Here is a 16,464-nt window from a genome sequence, read left to right on the forward strand (position 1 = left end):
CGGGCAATCCCACAGGCAAAGGATTAATCCGTTATGGAATCGAACAGGGAGACAACCAGCCGGATTCCCTTCTGGGAGAGGTCCTGCAGCAGTCCGGCCGTCTTGTCCGCCAGCACGTCTACCGTCGGCTTGCTCGTGTTCGTCGACAGAATCTGCTCCGGTGACTGAGAACTCCAGTCCTGAACCTCCACCTGCTCCGGCTGCTCTTTCTCCACCTTGAAGTGATTCGAGCTTTTACGAGGAACCTGGGCTTGGGCAATATTGGCCGCTTGCGCTGTTTGTTGATCCGCGTACGCTATTTTTTTATCGGAGTCTGCCTTCGAGCTGCCGGAACCGGCAAGCTGCATTCCGATCAGCGCGCCAACTCCGACCCAGATGATTACCATCCATATCCGCTTGGTCCATTTCGACATTACCGGTTCCTCCCTTGTTCCATTCCGTTTGGATTAACTCTTGGCATCCGCCTTCGTTGCGGATACCGATTTCTCTGCACTTGCTTTCTCCGCCTTCTGATCCTTGTAATACAAATCGGCAATAATTTGGCCCAGCAGCTCTGCTGTCCGCTTCAATTCTTCATTCGTGCTGTCAATTCCGCCAACTTCAATTAAGATGCTGTTATCAGATAGAGATTGGTTATATTCTCCGTTTCCTTGTGCCGAAGTCTTCCCCCAAATCCCCCGTGATATTCCAGGATACGATTTTTCCAGCTGCTCATGGATCGAGCTCGCAAAGGCTTCATTTTTGCGCCAGTTTTTATTCTCATGACCGATGATGAAGAATACCTGTGCGTAGCTGGCTCCATTAATCACTGTCGTTGTCTTCGCATGTCGCTGCGAATCACGGTGGATATCAATCAGGTATTCCAAACCATTGTTCTGGGCAAGGGCCTCTTTCACCGTCTGGCGGGAATATTTATATGAAAAGTTATAGTTATATTCACTGACTGTCGTCGAATAGTCTTTCTCTGAATGAACCGTGCCCACACCGAGCTTTTCAAGCTTTTGAGCCATGTATTCGCCCACCAGCATGACATTTTGCGAAGGCGACTTGGAGCTTGGATTCGAGCTGGTTTTGCTCAGCAGCGGATTATAGGCTTCTCTTGGATGAGAATGATAGATCATAACCACTTTTTTGCCGGTTGCAGTTGCCGGAGGCGTCGGTGTCTTTGTCTGTTCCTTTGTACCTTCCGTGGCCGTTCCCGGATTTCCAGGCTCTTTTTTACCGCCAGGTTCAGGTTCCTTCACTGGAGTCTTAACCGGTGTCTTGTCTGGCGCTTTAGGTTGATCTGTATCTGCTGGCTTATCACTCTTATCATCCGTTTCCGGCGGGAGATGAAAATCTTCTGGCGGATCGAGGTTCTGATTACCGGCAGCGCTTCGTAGCAGCACCGGATCATTTGATCCCATTCCCGGCATTTCCTTGGCAAGCAGGCTCTTGGGATCCCGCGGATTTACGCTCGTAAGCATTTGAAACACGAATGTGGTCATTTTTTCACCCGAGAAGGTAGAGCCTCCTTTTTCTTTATCCAGATGCGGAAGCTCCATGCCCAACATGTCCATAAAGAACCGGCTCGATAGCGAGCCTGCGAATCCCTTCATGGATGAAACGGTAGAGGAATTCATTCTATGCTCCGCCATTCCGCCCAGACCCAGCAGTACGAAAAATATCAGCGACCCTAACGTCAGCAGCAAAAATGTTCGGCCCATGGACAGCATGTGCAGCATCTTGGTTCTCCATTTGCCGATATTCCAAAGTTGAAACCCATTCCTCTTCATTGTGTTGTCCTCCTGAACTCTCTTATACTTCAAAACTATGAGTAAAAGAGTTTCACTAGAACCAAAAATGATATGTTTGCATGAAAAAAAGAGTAGATCACCGAACTTAATAGTGACTTAGTGCGGGGAGAGCGCTGCGGTTACGGATCGATTTTCCGATCGCTGTTGACTCCAAATTTCTTGAATTATATTTCTTCTATGGGGAAAAATTCGGAGGCAAAGACGACCACTGCCGCTTCTTCAGATTGATTCCGTCACCTCCGCTTCTTCCTCAGGCACTGAATAGGATGTTTGGCAAAAAAAGAAGCCACGCTAGATTCGCAGGGCTTCTTGAAGAGTTTTATAGATTCATCGTTTCTTGGGAAATCCGCTAATGAGTATACGCTCCGGAATTGCCCGAATCCACTGCGTCATGCAGTGAAGCGTTCAGACCGCTTGCCACAATATTGGCGATATCCTCAATGAATTCATCAATTTCTTTGGGTGTTACGATGAGATCATGGCCTAGCGGTTCAAGGACCTCTTTAACGAGCGCCAGCCTTTCGTTCTCGGATATGCCATCGAGCAGCCCCATAATTTCCCGTGTCTGATTGGTTTCCTGGCCAAAGTGTTTTTTCATCATTTCCATTACATTGTTCACTATGGTCGATGCGTAACAGACGGTCGGCACCCCGATGGCAATACATGGTACTCCAAGCACCTCTTGGGTCAGTCCCCGACGTTTGTTTCCAATGCCGGAACCGGGATGGATACCAATATCCGCAATTTGAATGGTTGTATTCACCCGTTCCAGTGAACGCGATGCCAGTGCATCAATCGCAATAATCAAATCCGGTTTCGTCCGTTCTACTATTCCTTGCACGATTTCACTCGATTCTATACCCGTAATTCCGAGTACACCCGGAGCTATCGCACTGATCTGGCGGTAGCCTGGGGCAACTTGATCCGGCATCAGCTCAAAATACTGACGGGTCACCAGGACATTCTCCACCACCAGCGGTCCCAGTGAATCCGGCGTCACATTCCAGTTGCCCAGGCCGACAATGAGAACCGTGTTTTTTTTCTGAATGCCGATCAGGGTCAGGAAATCCTCAAACTCTCTCGCGAAAGCCTCTGTCACGCGTTCCTGCAGCCCGGTATCCCCATTTCGGAGCCCCGGCACCTCCAGAGTTACATAATGTCCTTTTATACGCCCAATCGCTTGTGATCCCTCATCATTCAGTACATTCAAACGGGTTATTTTAATTCCGTCCTTATCGGAAACCTCTTCATCCACGCCCGGTATCGACCCTGGATACTGTATTGCAGCCATTTCCCTGGCATCCACCGCCAAATCCGTACGTACAGAATACTGCTGTAAATCCAACTCCATCTCAAAACCATCCTCTCTTGCCTTTTTGTTATAGTGTGCGGGAGGAAGACTCTGATTATGCAAAGCCTTTTAAGTATTGCTTTTTATGGTACCCCATGCTAAACTATTTTAAGTTGTGAATCATTTCGAGCTATTCGAATGCCTTACAGGAGGTGAATGCAATGCCAAACATTAAATCCGCCGTAAAACGCGTAAAAACGAACGACAAACGCCGTGCGCTTAATGCTTCCCAAAAATCCGCGCTCCGTACAGCTGTTAAAGCCGCTGATACTGCGCTGGCAAATACTGAAGTTGAAGCTGCGAAATCTGCAGTTCAAGCCGCATCCCAAAAGCTTGACAAGGCTGTAAGTAAAGGCCTCGTACACAAAAATGCAGCGAGCCGCAAGAAATCCCGCTTGGCGAAAAAACTTAACGCTCTGAATGCACAAGCATAAGATGCGCTATCCATACGATGAAAATGAAGAGTCCTGAACAGCTGAAAAGCTGATCAGGACTTTTTGATTCAGACTATACTGCTTGCCTACATAACCAAGACAGGAGTTGACGAGCAATGGAAATCTGGAAGAAAAACTTATGGGTATTATGGTTTGGTTCTTTTATCGTATCTTCAAGCTTCTCCATGGTTATTCCTTTTCTCCCAATCTTCTTAATTCAAATTGGCGTGACTGAGAACGTTGAAATGTGGTCCGGCATATTGTTCAGCAGTGCGTTTCTGGCAGGCGCGTTATCCTCTCCTTTCTGGGGTTCCGTCGGTGACAAATATGGACGCAAAGCCATGATTATCCGTGCCGGATTTGTTTTATGCGTGATTTATCTGCTGACTTCCTTCGTAACCAGCCCGGTACAGCTGCTCATTCTGCGGATTTTACAGGGTCTGCTTTCAGGCTTTATCCCAGGAGCCATTGCGATCGTGGGCACCAATACGCCGGAGCATAAGGTTGGGTATGCGCTATCCACCATGTCAACGGCTACAGCAACCGGCAGCATTATGGGACCGCTTCTCGGCGGGATCCTCTCGAAGATTTTTGATAACCGTCTGGCCTTTGCCAGCGCGGGCGTGCTCTGTTTTCTGGCCACCATGCTCGTGATATTTTACGTAAAAGAAGAAAAATTCGTGCCCGGCAAAGACCGCGTATCCGTGTTTAATACCGTCAAGCTTGCACTGCATAATAAATTGCTTGTCGTTGTGCTGGTACTGACCATGTTTACACAGTTCTCTGTCATGACAATCGAGCCCGTTCTTCCATTGTATATCGTAGAGTTCGGACATTCGGCGTCCGACGCATCCATCCTGGCCGGGGTGATTTTCTCACTGGTCGGTATCGCCAGCATTATCTTCGCTCCGCGCTGGGGTAAGCTCGCCGATAAAATCGGTTTTCAGAAAATTCTGCTCATCGGTCTGTTCGCCGGGGGCGTTGGTTCATTGCTGCAAATCCCTTTCCACAACATTTGGGGATTTTCAATCGTACGATTTCTATACGGATGTTTCTTCTGCGCAGTCTTCCCGGCCCTCAACGGCCTGATTGTCCGCGTGACATCCAGCGATTTCCGCGGCAGGGCATTCAGTCTCAGCCAGACCTCCAACCAGCTCGGAGGCATGCTTGGCCCGCTCGCAGGCGGCGCGATCAGCGGCGTATTCAGTATCCATGCTGTTTTTTTACTTACAGGCATTCTGCTGCTGCTTACGATGGGCCTCGCCTTCTGGTCGCAGCGGTTTACCCGTGAACCTGATACGCAATCATCCTCTGCTACGATAAATCATTAAAGTGAAATTCCCTCCCTCCTTGTCACATTGCCGTCTCAATGACACATTGCGATGTGACTTAAGGAGGGTGTCTCCGAAAGCAAAAGCCCTCATTCGCTCATGCAGGACGAGGGCTTTTTTTATTAAAAAATATATAGAAGTGAATCGTTTGACCATCCACCTCCGCTTGATAGCGGTATTCATGCTGCTCCAAAATCGTTTTCACAATCGCGAGTCCAAGGCCGGTTCCCGACTTTTCCTTATAACGTGAGCTTTCCAGCACATAAAAGGGCTCCCACAACTGGGATACATCGGATATTTCTCCCTGAAAGACATTGCTCATATGGAAAACAATATCCGAGCCCTGTTCCCCGAAAGATACATATATACGATGATCCGCTGAATATTTTACCGCATTGCTTAAGAGGTTATGAAATACCATCCTGATTTTATCCACATCGGCTTCAATCATCGGGTTTCCCGGCAGGTGATCTTCCACGACAAGCTCGATCTGTCTGAATTCCAGTTCAATTTGAAATTTCTCCAAACAGTCGCTGAACAAATCCTTGATTGGGAGTGCGCTGAGCTCAAGCATCCCCCTCTCAATTTTCGCAAAATCCAATAGCTCATCAATCAGCCGAGCCATACTCTCGTTCTGACGCAATATCGTAGCAGCATAACTTCCATCGTCCAACCCGTCCTGAATCCCTTCAGCATAAGCCTGGATGAGCGAAACCGGCGTCTTAAGCTCATGGGTGATATCGGACATAAACCGCTTTAGACTTAAATTCTTTCTGGATAAATCGGCATGTGCCTCACTCAGCTTGTCACTCATGGTATTGATGCTCTCCGCCAGTTCTCCGATCTCATCTCTGGTCTTTGTCCGGGCTTTTCTGAAATGCAGCTCTGATATATCTTTGGCCACCTCACCCAGCTCTTTCAGGGGCTTGGTCATACGGTATGAGAGCAGCCAGACGACGAACACGATAATCAGCACCGAAATGAAAGCAAGAACCAAAATAAACTCGTTGATCATCTGAATCGTGTCGCTGATATAAGCCATGGAGAGTCCAATCAGGACGATGTTTTGATCCTTTCGGATGAAGCTAGCGTAGAAACTGGATTTAAGCTTTCCCTGATCATAAATTTTATTTACGCGGCTGCCTTCCTTAACCTTTTGCCAGGACTCATCCGTGATCCAGAATTTGTTTAACGTTACCGTCTTTTTGGCCAGCTGCTGCAGCAAAGAATTGTTCAGGTCGTCTCCCCGCTTCTGCAAAGAATCATATACGATCGTAACATGGTATTGCTGCTCAAGCAGCGGAATCGAGTCCGCCAACCGTGCAGCCGGAAGCTCTGCGATCAAATTTATCGCTTCTCCCAGCTTCTCTTTGGTCTTGTATATATAATATTTAGGCAGAAAAAAGTTCGCCATCAGCACAAAGACAACAAAAATAAACAAAATGGCAACGGAGATGCTCAGAAACAGCTTGCGGCCCAGCTTATTCATCACTAGCCTCAACACTATAACCAAGTCCCCGATGTGTTTTAATAAGGTCTCCTCCAACCTTCTCCCGGAGTCTGCGGACATGGGTGTCCACCGTCCGTTCATCACCGAAATAATCAAGACCCCACACCAGATCCAGCAGTTGATGTCTTGTTAAAATATGACCTTTATGCCGGATAAAACAGCACATCAGCTCAAATTCTGTTTTTGTCACCTGCAGATCGGTACCATCTTTATGAATTTTGCTGCCTACCATATCAATTCTTATCGTTTTATAGCGCTGTTCTTTCTCGTCACCCAGCAGCTTTTTGGCCCGGAGAACAAGAATTTTCGGGTGAAACGGCTTGCGTATGAATTCATCCGCGCCGATCCGGAGTGCCTTAAGCTCATCCTCTTCTTCACTTTTCGCCGTCAGGATCAGTACCTTTTTATCCGATCGCGCTTTGATTTCCCGACACACCTCAAGCCCGCTCAGCTTCGGCATCATCCAATCCAGAATCGCAAGATCGATTTTTTCACGGTAAAAGACCGCAAGTGCCTCCTCGCCATTCCCTGCCGTAAATACTTCATAGCCTTCCTTTTGAAAATATGCCGTTAAAATCCGCAGCATATCCTGTTCATCATCAGCAATTAAAATCCGCATGGTATTCTCCTTTTCGTAGGACTCCGCCGCCTGTCACATTCATGTAACGTAGTCCCGGTATAGTTGAAGTCGAAAGGGAGGATTCCTATGAAACCCAAACACAAAAAGCCTGCCAGCTTCAAACTGTTCATTCTGTTCGCCGCTATTTTTCTCTTGACAGCCGGATCTATCTACTATTATGCAAGACAAATCGAACCAAATCTACTCCGTATCGAGAAGGTGAATATCATCACCCCGTCCGTAACTGCGGATCTCATCGGTATGCGCATCATTCTAATTAGTGATCTCCACCTGGGTAAATTCTATTCCTTGGACAAACTTAGAAAGCTTGTAACACGAATCAACAGCTTAAAACCGGATCTCGTCGTGTTTACAGGAGATCTGATCGATAACTTTTCACAATATCGCGATTCAGGCAAGGTCGCACCTATATTAAAACAAATCAAAGCCACGCTTGGAAAATATGCTGTGTACGGCAATCATGATCAGGGTGGAGGCGGCAAACATCAATACCTCCGCCTCATGTCGGACAGTGGTTTCAAAGTGCTCGTGAACGAGAATAAAGATTTGATGGTCGGCCGCAGCAAGCTGAATATCGCTGGTCTCGACGATTTTTTACTCGGCTCACCCGATCTCAAGCGTACATTTAAGCAGGTAGATCCGGATAGTTTTGACCTGCTGCTTGTGCATGAGCCCGATGTTGCTGACCGGCTGGGCTCTTACCCGGTGGATCTTCAGCTATCCGGTCACAGTCATGGGGGTCAGGTTCAACTGCCTGGATACGGCTCTCTGTATACTCCGCCTCTTGCGCGTAAGTATACCGAAGGGTTATATACTTTTTATCGCCAAAGCCATAAACCCTCGTATCTATATGTAAACCGTGGGATTGGCACAACGCGCCTTCCCTTCCGCTTTGATAGTATTCCGGAGTTGACCCTCCTCACACTGCAGCAGCCTGCAACCCATTGACGAAAGATTGAAGTGCATTAAAAAAGGCCTGACGCACATCGTAGTTTTCTAATTGACTACGATCCGTTCAGCACCCTATTTAATACATCTATGCCGCGAGCCTTAACAGAAACAGCTCCAGTCCCAGTACCTTGTCGACAGCTCCCGTTTTCATTTGGAAGTCGAGCGTTCCAAGCCTGCTCAGAATCTGTTTCAATTGTGACGCCTGGAATTTTCTAGCCTGCTCTCCTGCGATCTTGACAGCATAGGGGTGGAGACCCAACTGCGAAGCAATCTGCTGTTGGGAATAGCTTTGCCCTCCAAGGTCCTTGACCTGTAAAATAATGCGGAACTGCCGGGCAATTAATGCAGCAATTTTGATTGGTTCTTCCTTTTGCTTGAGCAGCTCATAGAAAATTCCGAGTGCGCGGTCCACTCTTAAATTCGCAATATCCTCCACAAGTGCAAACACATTTTGTTCCGTTGTCCGAGCAATCAGCTGTTCCACGATATGTACGCTGATCACGCCGCCCTTGCCGGCATAGAGGCACAACTTGTCGATCTCGGCGGATAAGGTCTGCAGCTGGGTACCGGCATTGCGGATCACCATTTCAGCTGCCCCATCTTCCATCGTACACTCGCGTTCTTTCATCTTTTTGCCTACCCATTTTAAAAGATCCTCGCTGCCTAAAGGCATAAAGGTAAGCAGCGTGCCCCTGCTTTTAATCTCTTTAACAACTTTTTTCCGCTCATCCAGCTTCTCCTGGTTGACCATAAATACCAATACACTGTATTCAGCCGGATTTTTCATATATTCAAGGAGCGCTTCCACACGATGCTCCACCTTCGCATTGTCCTTGCCTGCTGTGAATACAGAGGCATCCTGCACAAGAATCAGCTTCCGCGGCACCATGAAGGGCACCATTTCTGCTTCTTCAATGACCGCCTGGAGAGGCGTATCCGAAAGATCATAATGGACCAGAGCAAAATCATGCTCTTCCTGGGAAATCGTTTGCTCCACGAGAAAAGAAACAAATTCGTTCATTTGGTACTTTTCCGTACCGTATAGCAAATAGACCGGTGAGATCTCTCCCTGCTTGATGGCCTTTGTTGCAGCTTTGACGTCCACACGTAGGCCCCCTTTCATCTATGTAGCCTTATCATTATTGGCCTGCCTTAATATATTATCAAAAATCTGCCCAGGGTAAAACAGCAAAGAGACCCTCCCTCACGGAAAGGTCCCTTTGCTCCCAGCACATCTATGATAAACACCGGCTAAGCAAAGCTCTAGAAACTTTGCAGCCCGCGGTCATACGACGGGTCTGGATTAATCTAACCGTATATCCTATTCTATATCTCCAATTATTGTGCATATAGCAAACCCGTTTATTTTTTTATATAGTCGGTTCACTTTTCAGGGATTTGAAGAATCCGAGCCGTTAACCTGATAGGTTTTGCTCGTTGTTGCACCCTGATCATCCGATGTTTGATAGGTAAAAACCGTACTGTCCGCTGACCATACCCCAGACACCCAAGTCCCTGGCAAATCGATGGTCTTGACTGCCGTCTTCTGCCCGTCTTTATCAGAAACATTGTAAATGACCAACTTCTTCTCTTCTACTGAAGCGGCATATTTGCCGTCAGGAGAGTTGAATTGAGCTGCTGCAGTCTTATTAAAACTAGTAATGCCCATGGTCATATTATCTTCTTTGGCAACCGGATCCTGATCATTGCTCTTCGAATCCGCAGCCGGCGTTTCCGGAGTGCTGTTGTTATCTGCCGCCTTATTATCCTGGCTGCTGCCACTGTTGCCGTTGTCCGCCGGAGTCCCTTGTTCCGGGCTTGAGGATTCCGCCGGAGCACCTAAATCCACAGCACCGATGGAAGCCGATTTCTTCCCCGTCCCCGTATCCGCGCTCCGGCTTGTTTTATCATCCTGCTTGCCTGAAGGTTCGGTTGACCGCAACGTCTGATCCTTGGACGCATGGTCCGCGGAAACATCCGGCGTTGTCAATTCTGAATCTCCGCTTCCAGCGGAGGATCCATCAACCGTATCCCGTTTGATCATATCACTTTGCTGTTCATCCTTCTTGGGCTTAACGTCCTGCTGCCCTCCGCCGCTGCCCGTTGTTGACTCACTTGCGGAAGAAGCTGTTTCGGCCATCTTTTGCTCGGCTTTAAAGGCAGGCTCTTCTGCTGTTGATAAATGCTTCGGAGAATAGTTATATATAGCCACTCCCAGAATAATTACAGCTGCTACCGCACCCATGGCCGTACGACCGGCAACAGAGTTGCGGAATTTGCTTGTACGTACCGGACGTGTTGGTACGGGAACCATCTCAGCAGGAGCTTCCTCGCGGGAGGCGCTCTTTTCCTGACGGGCCTGATCTATGGCATCGAGCTGAGGCATGATGGTATCGACAATACTGAATTTGGGCGTTACTTTGGGGAGATCCTCAAGATCCCGGGACAATGACTTCAGCATCCGAAAGGTATCCGTACATTCAGGACATTGTTTTAAATGCTCATATAACTGAACGGTCTCTTCCTCGCTTAGATCATAATCCAAATAACGGTGCATCCATTCCACCACCTCTGGACATTTCATCCTGATACACCACCTTTCTGATGCTCTTGAAGCATATTTTGTAGCTGCTGTCTGGCCCTGAACAAATAAGACTTCACCGTGTTTAAGGGAAGGTTCAGACAATCAGCAATTTCATTGTAGGAAAAGTCCTGCAAGTATCTGAGAACAATAACGGTCCTGTGATGATCAGGCAGCTGGTCTATCGCTTCCTGAATATCCTGGGCCAGGTAAGAGGACATCACCGATTGCTCCACATTCTGTTTATCCTGAAATACCAGTTCATGCTCATCGATGGAAACCGTAGGTTTCGTGCGCCGGAATTTATCAATACAAATATTGGTCACGATCCGTTGAACCCATGTTTTAAACTGCGCTTTTTCTTCATAGGAGCCTATCTTGGTGTAAATGCGGATCAATGCTTCCTGAGAAGCATCCATTGCATCCTGTTCATCGTTTAAAATGTAATAGGCTGTTCGATACACTTGATGCTCAATTTCTCTTAATAGGGTGATTAGAGCGTCGCGATCGCCCGATTGAGCGGCTCTTATGAGTCCCTGCTCTACCACAAAGGATCCCCCTCTCCCTGCAATCTTACAGACGTGTAAGAGTGTCAAATTGTTGCAAATTGTAACCAACATTTTTTATCCGTTATAAGACCCTGAAATCTTATGTACGTGAAGATGGCTTTCACCCGCTTGGTGCATGGTAATCCCCAATTAAGAATACCAAATTCTAGTGGGCGCGTCACCTCTAATATAAGAGGCACTAACTTATCCATTTTACGTGTTTTTTTCAGTTAATTCTTTAAGATTTTGTTAACAAATGATCTCTTTTCAAATTTAATGGATTAAATCCAATTTGAAGCGGGTTTGTATCTTTCCCCGCTGAACAATCATCTGCACTTCACCGCTTAAATCTGTCCGGAATAGTTGGGCCTTTTCCGCTGCAATTCGTTCTACAACATCCGCATGCGGATGTCCGTACAAATTGTTTACACCCGCTGAGATTACTGCTGCTCTCGGCCGCCAATAATGAAGCCAGTCTTCGCTGCTCGACGACTTGCTGCCATGATGGGCAATTTTGATCACATCAACACTGCCTTCAGGCATAGAAAAGGCTCCGGCAGGCATAGACTGCGAAGTCAAGGCAGCTTGTGCGTTTTTCATTCCTACACTCAGTATATCTTCTTCAGCAGCTTTATCCATATCTCCGGTGAATAAAAATCTTCCATCATTCATGGTCAGTAGAAACGCCACGGAGATATGATTTTGATTTTTTTCGACAGGGACTTCATCCTGCTCCAATTCTTCAAGAAACGGAGATAAAAAAGAGAGATCGGTATGATCATCCATTTTCAGCTGCATGTCCTGATGAACGGCAAATACAGGAATTTTACGGTGAAGAGCCGTATCCATCAGCTTATCGAAGGAAGAGGTTCCCGCCAACGTACCATTAAAGAGCAAAGCCCTTACCGGTATCTGATCCAAAACAGCCTGTATTCCGCCTGCATGGTCTTGATCCCCATGGGTAATGATGACTGCGTCCAAGTGATGAATTCCACGCTGCTTTAACAGCGGCACAACAACCTTGGCCCCGACCTCAAAGGGATTTTTTCGTTCCTTCCAGGCATCCTGGGGCTTCCGGAAATTAACCGTGCCTCCTCCATCCACTAGGATATTGCGTCCTCCCGGTGTCGTGATCAGAATGCTGTCACCTTGTCCCACATCCAGGAACTGAACTAACCCAGCACCATGCAAAGATAGCGGCCTGTACTCCCAATATATCAAAAATATAAAGACAAGCATAATTGTGGCCAATAGAGATGATATTTTATAATTTGTCAGAGACGTGAAGTACACGGCCCTGCCGGGAGACCCCACGCCTTCAAGCTCAACGGTATCGTTTGCATCTCCAGCTGGAAGTCTGCTTTTGTGGCCAATCAGGTATCGGCTTGCTACATATAAAAGCAGGTACAGTACGGCAAAGTAAGCTAGAATCCATATGATTGAAGGCGATCTCCATATCGTGACAAATTGAGGGTAACCGTTCATCCAGCGGACCAGCCAGAAGGTTCCATCATTCAGGATTTCGGCTATCCACCCTAACGACCTTCCCGCAGGCAGCCAGATCCAGCCAAGCAGCAGCGCTGTAGCGCCCAGAGGCAGCGTGAGAAAAGTAATCAACGGAACCAATACAAAATTGGCGGCAAAGGACAGCAAAGAAAACTGGTTGAAATAATAGATTGTGAGCGGGAAGGAAACAACCTGAGCGACCAGCGTCACCCCAGCGGCCGCTGCGAAACGCTTTGGAAGAAAGCGAAGAAGCGGGGTCACGAGCGGTACATACAGCATGAGCCCTGCCGTCACGAGAAATGACAATTGAAAGCTGACACTCAGCATATAATACGGATTCCACAACATCATAAGGAGAGCGGCTGCTGCCAAAATATTCATGCCATCCTTCAGCCAGCCCTTTCTGGCAGCAAATAGCCCAATCATCCCCATAATGCCCGCCCGCACAACCGAAGGACTCACCCCGGAAATGAGCACGTACACAGGGATCATTATCATAACAATTAGCAGAGACCTTTCTTTCGACACCTTGAACAATGACAGCAAAAACAGCAAGCTGGCGACATAAACAGCAACATGCATGCCGGATATGGCCAAGATGTGGGTCAACCCAAGCTGGGAAAATTGAGTGTACGTCTCCGGGTCAATATCATCCTGCATACCGATAAGCAGTCCTTTCATGTAACCAGCATGGGGCTCTTGAAAAATTTCCGCAATTTTACTTCCCAGCCCGCTGCGTACCCGGTCATTCCAGCGGAAGATCGTAAGCGTACTCCAGTGGGAAGGTGGTGAAGCCTGTACATTTTGTATGCCCTTCACTTTATAGAGCCAATGAATATGCTGGGTGCGCAGATACGCCGCATAATCAAAACCGCCGAAATTTCGAGCAGTAGATGGAATCTCAACCGATCCATTCAGTTTAATCCGGTCCCCCCGCTGCCAGCTCTCTGCTCCCCTCAGCTGCTCCTTGGTTTGAAGTTTAACCTGAACCATTACCCGCTCATGCAACGGAAGCGACGCCATGGAGGATGGTGAATCGCCTGTATCTGCATTCTTTTGAATCATTACTTTTTTCAGTTCAACCTGTAAATCCGCCCTGTCTCCGTCCACATCGACGGATGAGACGATTACGCCTTCGGCTTGCAGCAGCATTCCACCCATATCAGCGATATCCATGGCCACAGCCTCCGGCAGCACGGTTACATTCCGCGCATCGCTCCACTCCCAGTATATTCCCGATAACGTCAACGCAACCCATGCAATTAACATGCTGCGAAGTAGGTTTCTATGCAGCAGGGCAGGAATAGCAAGCAGCAGCGTCATTCCGGACCAGATCATCAATAATCTTAATCCCGAGCATTCGTAGGCAATACCGCTTCCTACCATCCATGCGATGGTACAGACGATTAACGGCCTTCCTCTCATATAATTCCCTCCTTCTATTTAAAAAAAGAAGGACCTCTGCCTGCGGCTTTAAGCCGCAGCGGCAGAGGTCCTTCCTCGATTTCTCTTTTTATTCTGTTCTAGTTGGAGACGGTCATCATGGTTTCACGCGGCGGTTCATAGGTTGAGAGTCTGCGAAAAGTGATCCCCTTCTGCTTCATCATCTCCGTGACCTTATCTGTATCCTTTGGATAGGATCGGTGAAATACAATTTCCGTTACCCCGCTGTTGGCCAGCATATTGGCGCAGGTCCAGCAAGGCTCGTCCGTTACATAAACCGAGCTGCCCTCACGGTCAATCCGGTCGGTAAAAAGCAGGAGATTCTGTTCGGCATGAATCGTACGCACACAGCGCTGCTTTTTGATCATTTCCTGTTTACCGTCATGCTCTACCATTTCGAGCTCCTCTGCAATCATGCAGCCGGCCTCAGAGCAGTCCGGAACGCCCGATGGGGCTCCGTTATAGGCTGTGCCCAGCAGTTTTTTCCCTTGAACCAGCACGGCACCAACATGCCTGCGGGGACAGCGGGAACGCGTAGAAACCATGTAAGCAATATCCATAAAGTATGTGTCCCAGTCTTTGCGCGTTTCGTCGTTCACGTTTATCACCTGTTTTTCATAGAATGATTGTAAACATTGTAGCACATCTCCGGGCTAAAGCTCTACGTAGGGCTTCATTTTCTCAAGCATTTTAGCACCAATTCCCTTAACCTTGTCCAGATCGCCCACCTTTTGAAAAGGACCATGCTGATTCCGATAGTCGATGATGGCCTGTGCCTTCTTTGCTCCAATGCCGGGTATATTGGTAAGCTCAGACGCCTGTGCGGTGTTAACGTTTATTTTGCGGACAGATGATGATTCACTTGTGGGAGGATCGGTTGAAGGACTTTCCGCTTTATTTTCTGGGACGCTGGGGCTTCCTGCCGGAGAGCCGCCTGAAGCTGCTGTTTGAGACTCTGCAGCTCCGGAATCCGTTCCTATTGGAGCAGAAGAAACCGCTTGAGCGGTTGGCTCGGTCTTCACAGGTTCTGTAGCTGTCTGAGTTTTGTCTTTAGCTGCATTCCCGCCATTTTGCGCTGCTTGTCCTCTACTGCCCTCCGGTGCCGGCTTATGTTCGTCCTCTAAAGCAGCAGCGAGCTTGGCGTTCAGCGGTTTCCACGCCTCTGCTTCATCTCCATGCTTCATGCCTGACAACAAAATCACGGCACTTCCTAATATGGCACAGCATATGCTGATCCCTACAGTCAAACGTTTCATGTATACACCTCATTTTCATAGAAATGTCTGTCTTTACTTGAGAGAAGCTCACACCTTCTGATCTCTGAAAAAATAAAATGCTCTGCCGGAGCAGCGCCTGCTGAAAAACCGTCATGAGGTGCAGGTTCATATGCATACATTAAGGAGAAGGATTGCGCCGTTACCGCAAAGCACGAAAGGAGGGGACCTATATGAAGGTAGGATTCATCGGAACCGGCAGTATGGGAAGCATGTTGCTCGATACCTTCATTGCTTCCGGTGCGCTCATGCCTCAGCAAATCTTCGCCAGCAACCGTTCATTAGAAAAGGTGAATTTGTTGGCTCAGCGTCATCCCGGACTGAATGTATGCAGCAGTAATGTAGAGACCGTCAAAAATAGCGATATCGTATTTCTATGCGTAAAACCGCTTCAGTATAAAGTCTTGATCGATGAAATCGGGAATGAAGTGAAGCCTAATCAGATCCTTGTATCGATCACGAGTCCGGTCCAAACACATCATCTCGAAAGCGCCCTGACCTGCAAGATTGCCAAAATCATTCCCAGCATCACACATTTAACGCTGAGCGGTGCTTCTCTATGCATGTACGGCAGTCGTATTAATGCAGAAGACAGGCTGCTTTTGGAAAAACTCCTGAGCTTCATCAGCAGGCCCTTGGAAATCCAGGAATCCCATGTGCGGATTACCTCGGACTTTTCCAGCTGTGGACCTGCATTCATCAGCTTCTTTCTCGATCAATGGATTCAAGCAGCGGTTGAAATGACAGGCATCGGGCGTGAGAATCTGACGGAATTAGCCGGCGAAATGCTGCTTGGAACAGGCAAGCTGCTAACGGAAGGCGGCTTCAAGCCTCATGAGCTTCAGGAAAGGGTTGCCGTACCTGGTGGAATCACAGCAGAAGCCCTAGCCCTGTTAAAGCAAAGCCTGGATGGTGTATTTCATCAGCTTATCTCCACGACTCATGCCAAATACGATGAAGATTTGAGTAAATGTAATACACTCTTTGGCGATTCCAAAACATAGCCGTAAAGCAAATCTCTCAAAAAAGAGCAATGATTCTAAAGAAAATCCCCGTACAAAATAAATTGTACGGGGATTGAATGCTTTTCGATCCTGTT

Annotated in this window: 14 protein-coding genes and 2 pseudogenes; 4 read left to right on the forward strand and 12 right to left on the reverse strand. The window is 47.8% G+C overall.

Annotation, left to right across the window (positions count from 1 at the left end; genetic code table 11):
- Positions 1 to 23: 23 nt before the first annotated feature.
- The 3 genes from E6W40_RS17225 to gpr all read right to left on the reverse strand — a co-directional run bounded on the left by E6W40_RS17225 (position 24) and on the right by gpr (position 3,147).
- The gene (locus tag E6W40_RS17225; protein ID WP_136606577.1) at positions 24 to 413 is read right to left on the reverse strand and encodes a hypothetical protein; all 390 of its coding nucleotides are present in this window, start codon (positions 411 to 413) and stop codon (positions 24 to 26) included.
- Between the two features lie 33 nt (positions 414 to 446).
- Positions 447 to 1,775, reverse strand: coding sequence for a stage II sporulation protein P (locus E6W40_RS17230; RefSeq protein ID WP_136606578.1), 1,329 nt, complete (start codon positions 1,773 to 1,775; stop codon positions 447 to 449).
- Between the two features lie 370 nt (positions 1,776 to 2,145).
- Positions 2,146 to 3,147: a GPR endopeptidase gene (gpr, locus tag E6W40_RS17235; RefSeq protein ID WP_136606579.1), complete on the reverse strand. Its 1,002-nt coding sequence runs from the start codon at positions 3,145 to 3,147 to the stop codon at positions 2,146 to 2,148.
- Between the two features lie 161 nt (positions 3,148 to 3,308).
- Here gpr and rpsT point away from each other — a divergent pair, with 161 nt between their 5' ends.
- Both rpsT and E6W40_RS17245 read left to right on the forward strand, forming a co-directional pair.
- On the forward strand, positions 3,309 to 3,581 hold the full coding sequence (gene rpsT / locus E6W40_RS17240; RefSeq protein ID WP_136606580.1) for a 30S ribosomal protein S20: 273 nt from the start codon (positions 3,309 to 3,311) through the stop codon (positions 3,579 to 3,581).
- Positions 3,582 to 3,697: 116 nt separating this feature from the next.
- Complete coding sequence (locus E6W40_RS17245) at positions 3,698 to 4,912, forward strand: MFS transporter (protein ID WP_136606581.1); 1,215 nt, start codon at positions 3,698 to 3,700, stop codon at positions 4,910 to 4,912.
- A gap of 97 nt (positions 4,913 to 5,009) precedes the next feature.
- Here E6W40_RS17245 and E6W40_RS17250 read toward each other — a convergent pair whose 3' ends face one another.
- The 3 genes and pseudogenes from E6W40_RS17250 to E6W40_RS30520 all read right to left on the reverse strand — a co-directional run.
- A complete protein-coding gene (locus E6W40_RS17250) occupies positions 5,010 to 6,401 on the reverse strand; it encodes a HAMP domain-containing sensor histidine kinase (protein ID WP_168928957.1) in 1,392 nt (463 codons plus the stop codon).
- Positions 6,394 to 6,618, reverse strand: a pseudogene (locus E6W40_RS30515) (winged helix-turn-helix domain-containing protein); the annotation flags it as partial. The gene E6W40_RS17250 and the pseudogene E6W40_RS30515, both read right to left, overlap by 8 nt.
- A gap of 77 nt (positions 6,619 to 6,695) precedes the next feature.
- Positions 6,696 to 7,041 (reverse strand): annotated as a pseudogene (locus tag E6W40_RS30520) (response regulator transcription factor); the annotation flags it as partial.
- A gap of 87 nt (positions 7,042 to 7,128) precedes the next feature.
- Here E6W40_RS30520 and E6W40_RS17260 point away from each other — a divergent pair.
- The gene (locus E6W40_RS17260) at positions 7,129 to 8,010 is read left to right on the forward strand and encodes a metallophosphoesterase (protein WP_136606584.1); all 882 of its coding nucleotides are present in this window, start codon (positions 7,129 to 7,131) and stop codon (positions 8,008 to 8,010) included.
- 88 nt (positions 8,011 to 8,098) lie between these two features.
- On the opposite strand, the gene holA is transcribed toward E6W40_RS17260, so the two are convergent.
- The 6 genes from holA to E6W40_RS17290 all read right to left on the reverse strand — a co-directional run bounded on the left by holA (position 8,099) and on the right by E6W40_RS17290 (position 15,347).
- The gene (holA, locus tag E6W40_RS17265; RefSeq protein WP_136606585.1) at positions 8,099 to 9,118 is read right to left on the reverse strand and encodes a DNA polymerase III subunit delta; all 1,020 of its coding nucleotides are present in this window, start codon (positions 9,116 to 9,118) and stop codon (positions 8,099 to 8,101) included.
- A gap of 285 nt (positions 9,119 to 9,403) precedes the next feature.
- Positions 9,404 to 10,597 carry an anti-sigma factor family protein gene (locus E6W40_RS17270; protein ID WP_136606586.1) on the reverse strand — a complete coding sequence of 398 codons (1,194 nt, stop codon included), beginning with the start codon at positions 10,595 to 10,597 and terminating at the stop codon, positions 9,404 to 9,406.
- On the reverse strand, positions 10,594 to 11,142 hold the full coding sequence (locus E6W40_RS17275; RefSeq protein WP_136606587.1) for an RNA polymerase sigma factor: 549 nt from the start codon (positions 11,140 to 11,142) through the stop codon (positions 10,594 to 10,596). Before E6W40_RS17275 ends, E6W40_RS17270 begins: the two co-directional genes overlap by 4 nt.
- Before the next feature lie 273 nt (positions 11,143 to 11,415).
- Positions 11,416 to 14,073 (reverse strand): ComEC/Rec2 family competence protein, encoded by a 2,658-nt coding sequence (locus tag E6W40_RS17280; protein ID WP_211147019.1) that lies wholly within the window; start codon positions 14,071 to 14,073, stop codon positions 11,416 to 11,418.
- A gap of 98 nt (positions 14,074 to 14,171) precedes the next feature.
- Entirely contained in the window at positions 14,172 to 14,690 is a 519-nt protein-coding gene (locus tag E6W40_RS17285) for a deoxycytidylate deaminase (protein WP_136606588.1), read from the reverse strand.
- A gap of 54 nt (positions 14,691 to 14,744) precedes the next feature.
- Positions 14,745 to 15,347, reverse strand: coding sequence for a helix-hairpin-helix domain-containing protein (locus E6W40_RS17290; protein WP_136606589.1), 603 nt, complete (start codon positions 15,345 to 15,347; stop codon positions 14,745 to 14,747).
- Between the two features lie 191 nt (positions 15,348 to 15,538).
- On the opposite strand from E6W40_RS17290, the gene comER reads away from it, so the two are divergent.
- Positions 15,539 to 16,369: a late competence protein ComER gene (gene comER, locus E6W40_RS17295; RefSeq protein WP_136606590.1), complete on the forward strand. Its 831-nt coding sequence runs from the start codon at positions 15,539 to 15,541 to the stop codon at positions 16,367 to 16,369.
- The last annotated feature ends 95 nt before the right edge of the window (positions 16,370 to 16,464 follow it).

Origin of the sequence: Paenibacillus dokdonensis (assembly GCF_004916975.1) — a bacterium.
GTDB lineage: Bacteria > Bacillota > Bacilli > Paenibacillales > Paenibacillaceae > Paenibacillus_AQ > Paenibacillus_AQ dokdonensis.

Bases quoted from the DNA above. Each gene is read 5' to 3' on its own strand.
- E6W40_RS17225 (WP_136606577.1), bottom strand. From the start codon at position 413: ATGTCGAAATGGACCAAGCGGATATGGATGGTAATCATCTGGGTCGGA.
- E6W40_RS17230 (WP_136606578.1), bottom strand. From the start codon at position 1,775: ATGAAGAGGAATGGGTTTCAACTTTGGAATATCGGCAAATGGAGAACC.
- gpr (WP_136606579.1), bottom strand. From the start codon at position 3,147: ATGGAGTTGGATTTACAGCAGTATTCTGTACGTACGGATTTGGCGGTG.
- rpsT (WP_136606580.1), top strand. From the start codon at position 3,309: ATGCCAAACATTAAATCCGCCGTAAAACGCGTAAAAACGAACGACAAA.
- E6W40_RS17245 (WP_136606581.1), top strand. From the start codon at position 3,698: ATGGAAATCTGGAAGAAAAACTTATGGGTATTATGGTTTGGTTCTTTT.
- E6W40_RS17250 (WP_168928957.1), bottom strand. From the start codon at position 6,401: ATGAATAAGCTGGGCCGCAAGCTGTTTCTGAGCATCTCCGTTGCCATT.
- E6W40_RS17260 (WP_136606584.1), top strand. From the start codon at position 7,129: ATGAAACCCAAACACAAAAAGCCTGCCAGCTTCAAACTGTTCATTCTG.
- E6W40_RS17270 (WP_136606586.1), bottom strand. From the start codon at position 10,597: ATGAAATGTCCAGAGGTGGTGGAATGGATGCACCGTTATTTGGATTAT.
- E6W40_RS17280 (WP_211147019.1), bottom strand. From the start codon at position 14,073: ATGAGAGGAAGGCCGTTAATCGTCTGTACCATCGCATGGATGGTAGGA.
- E6W40_RS17290 (WP_136606589.1), bottom strand. From the start codon at position 15,347: ATGAAACGTTTGACTGTAGGGATCAGCATATGCTGTGCCATATTAGGA.
- comER (WP_136606590.1), top strand. From the start codon at position 15,539: ATGAAGGTAGGATTCATCGGAACCGGCAGTATGGGAAGCATGTTGCTC.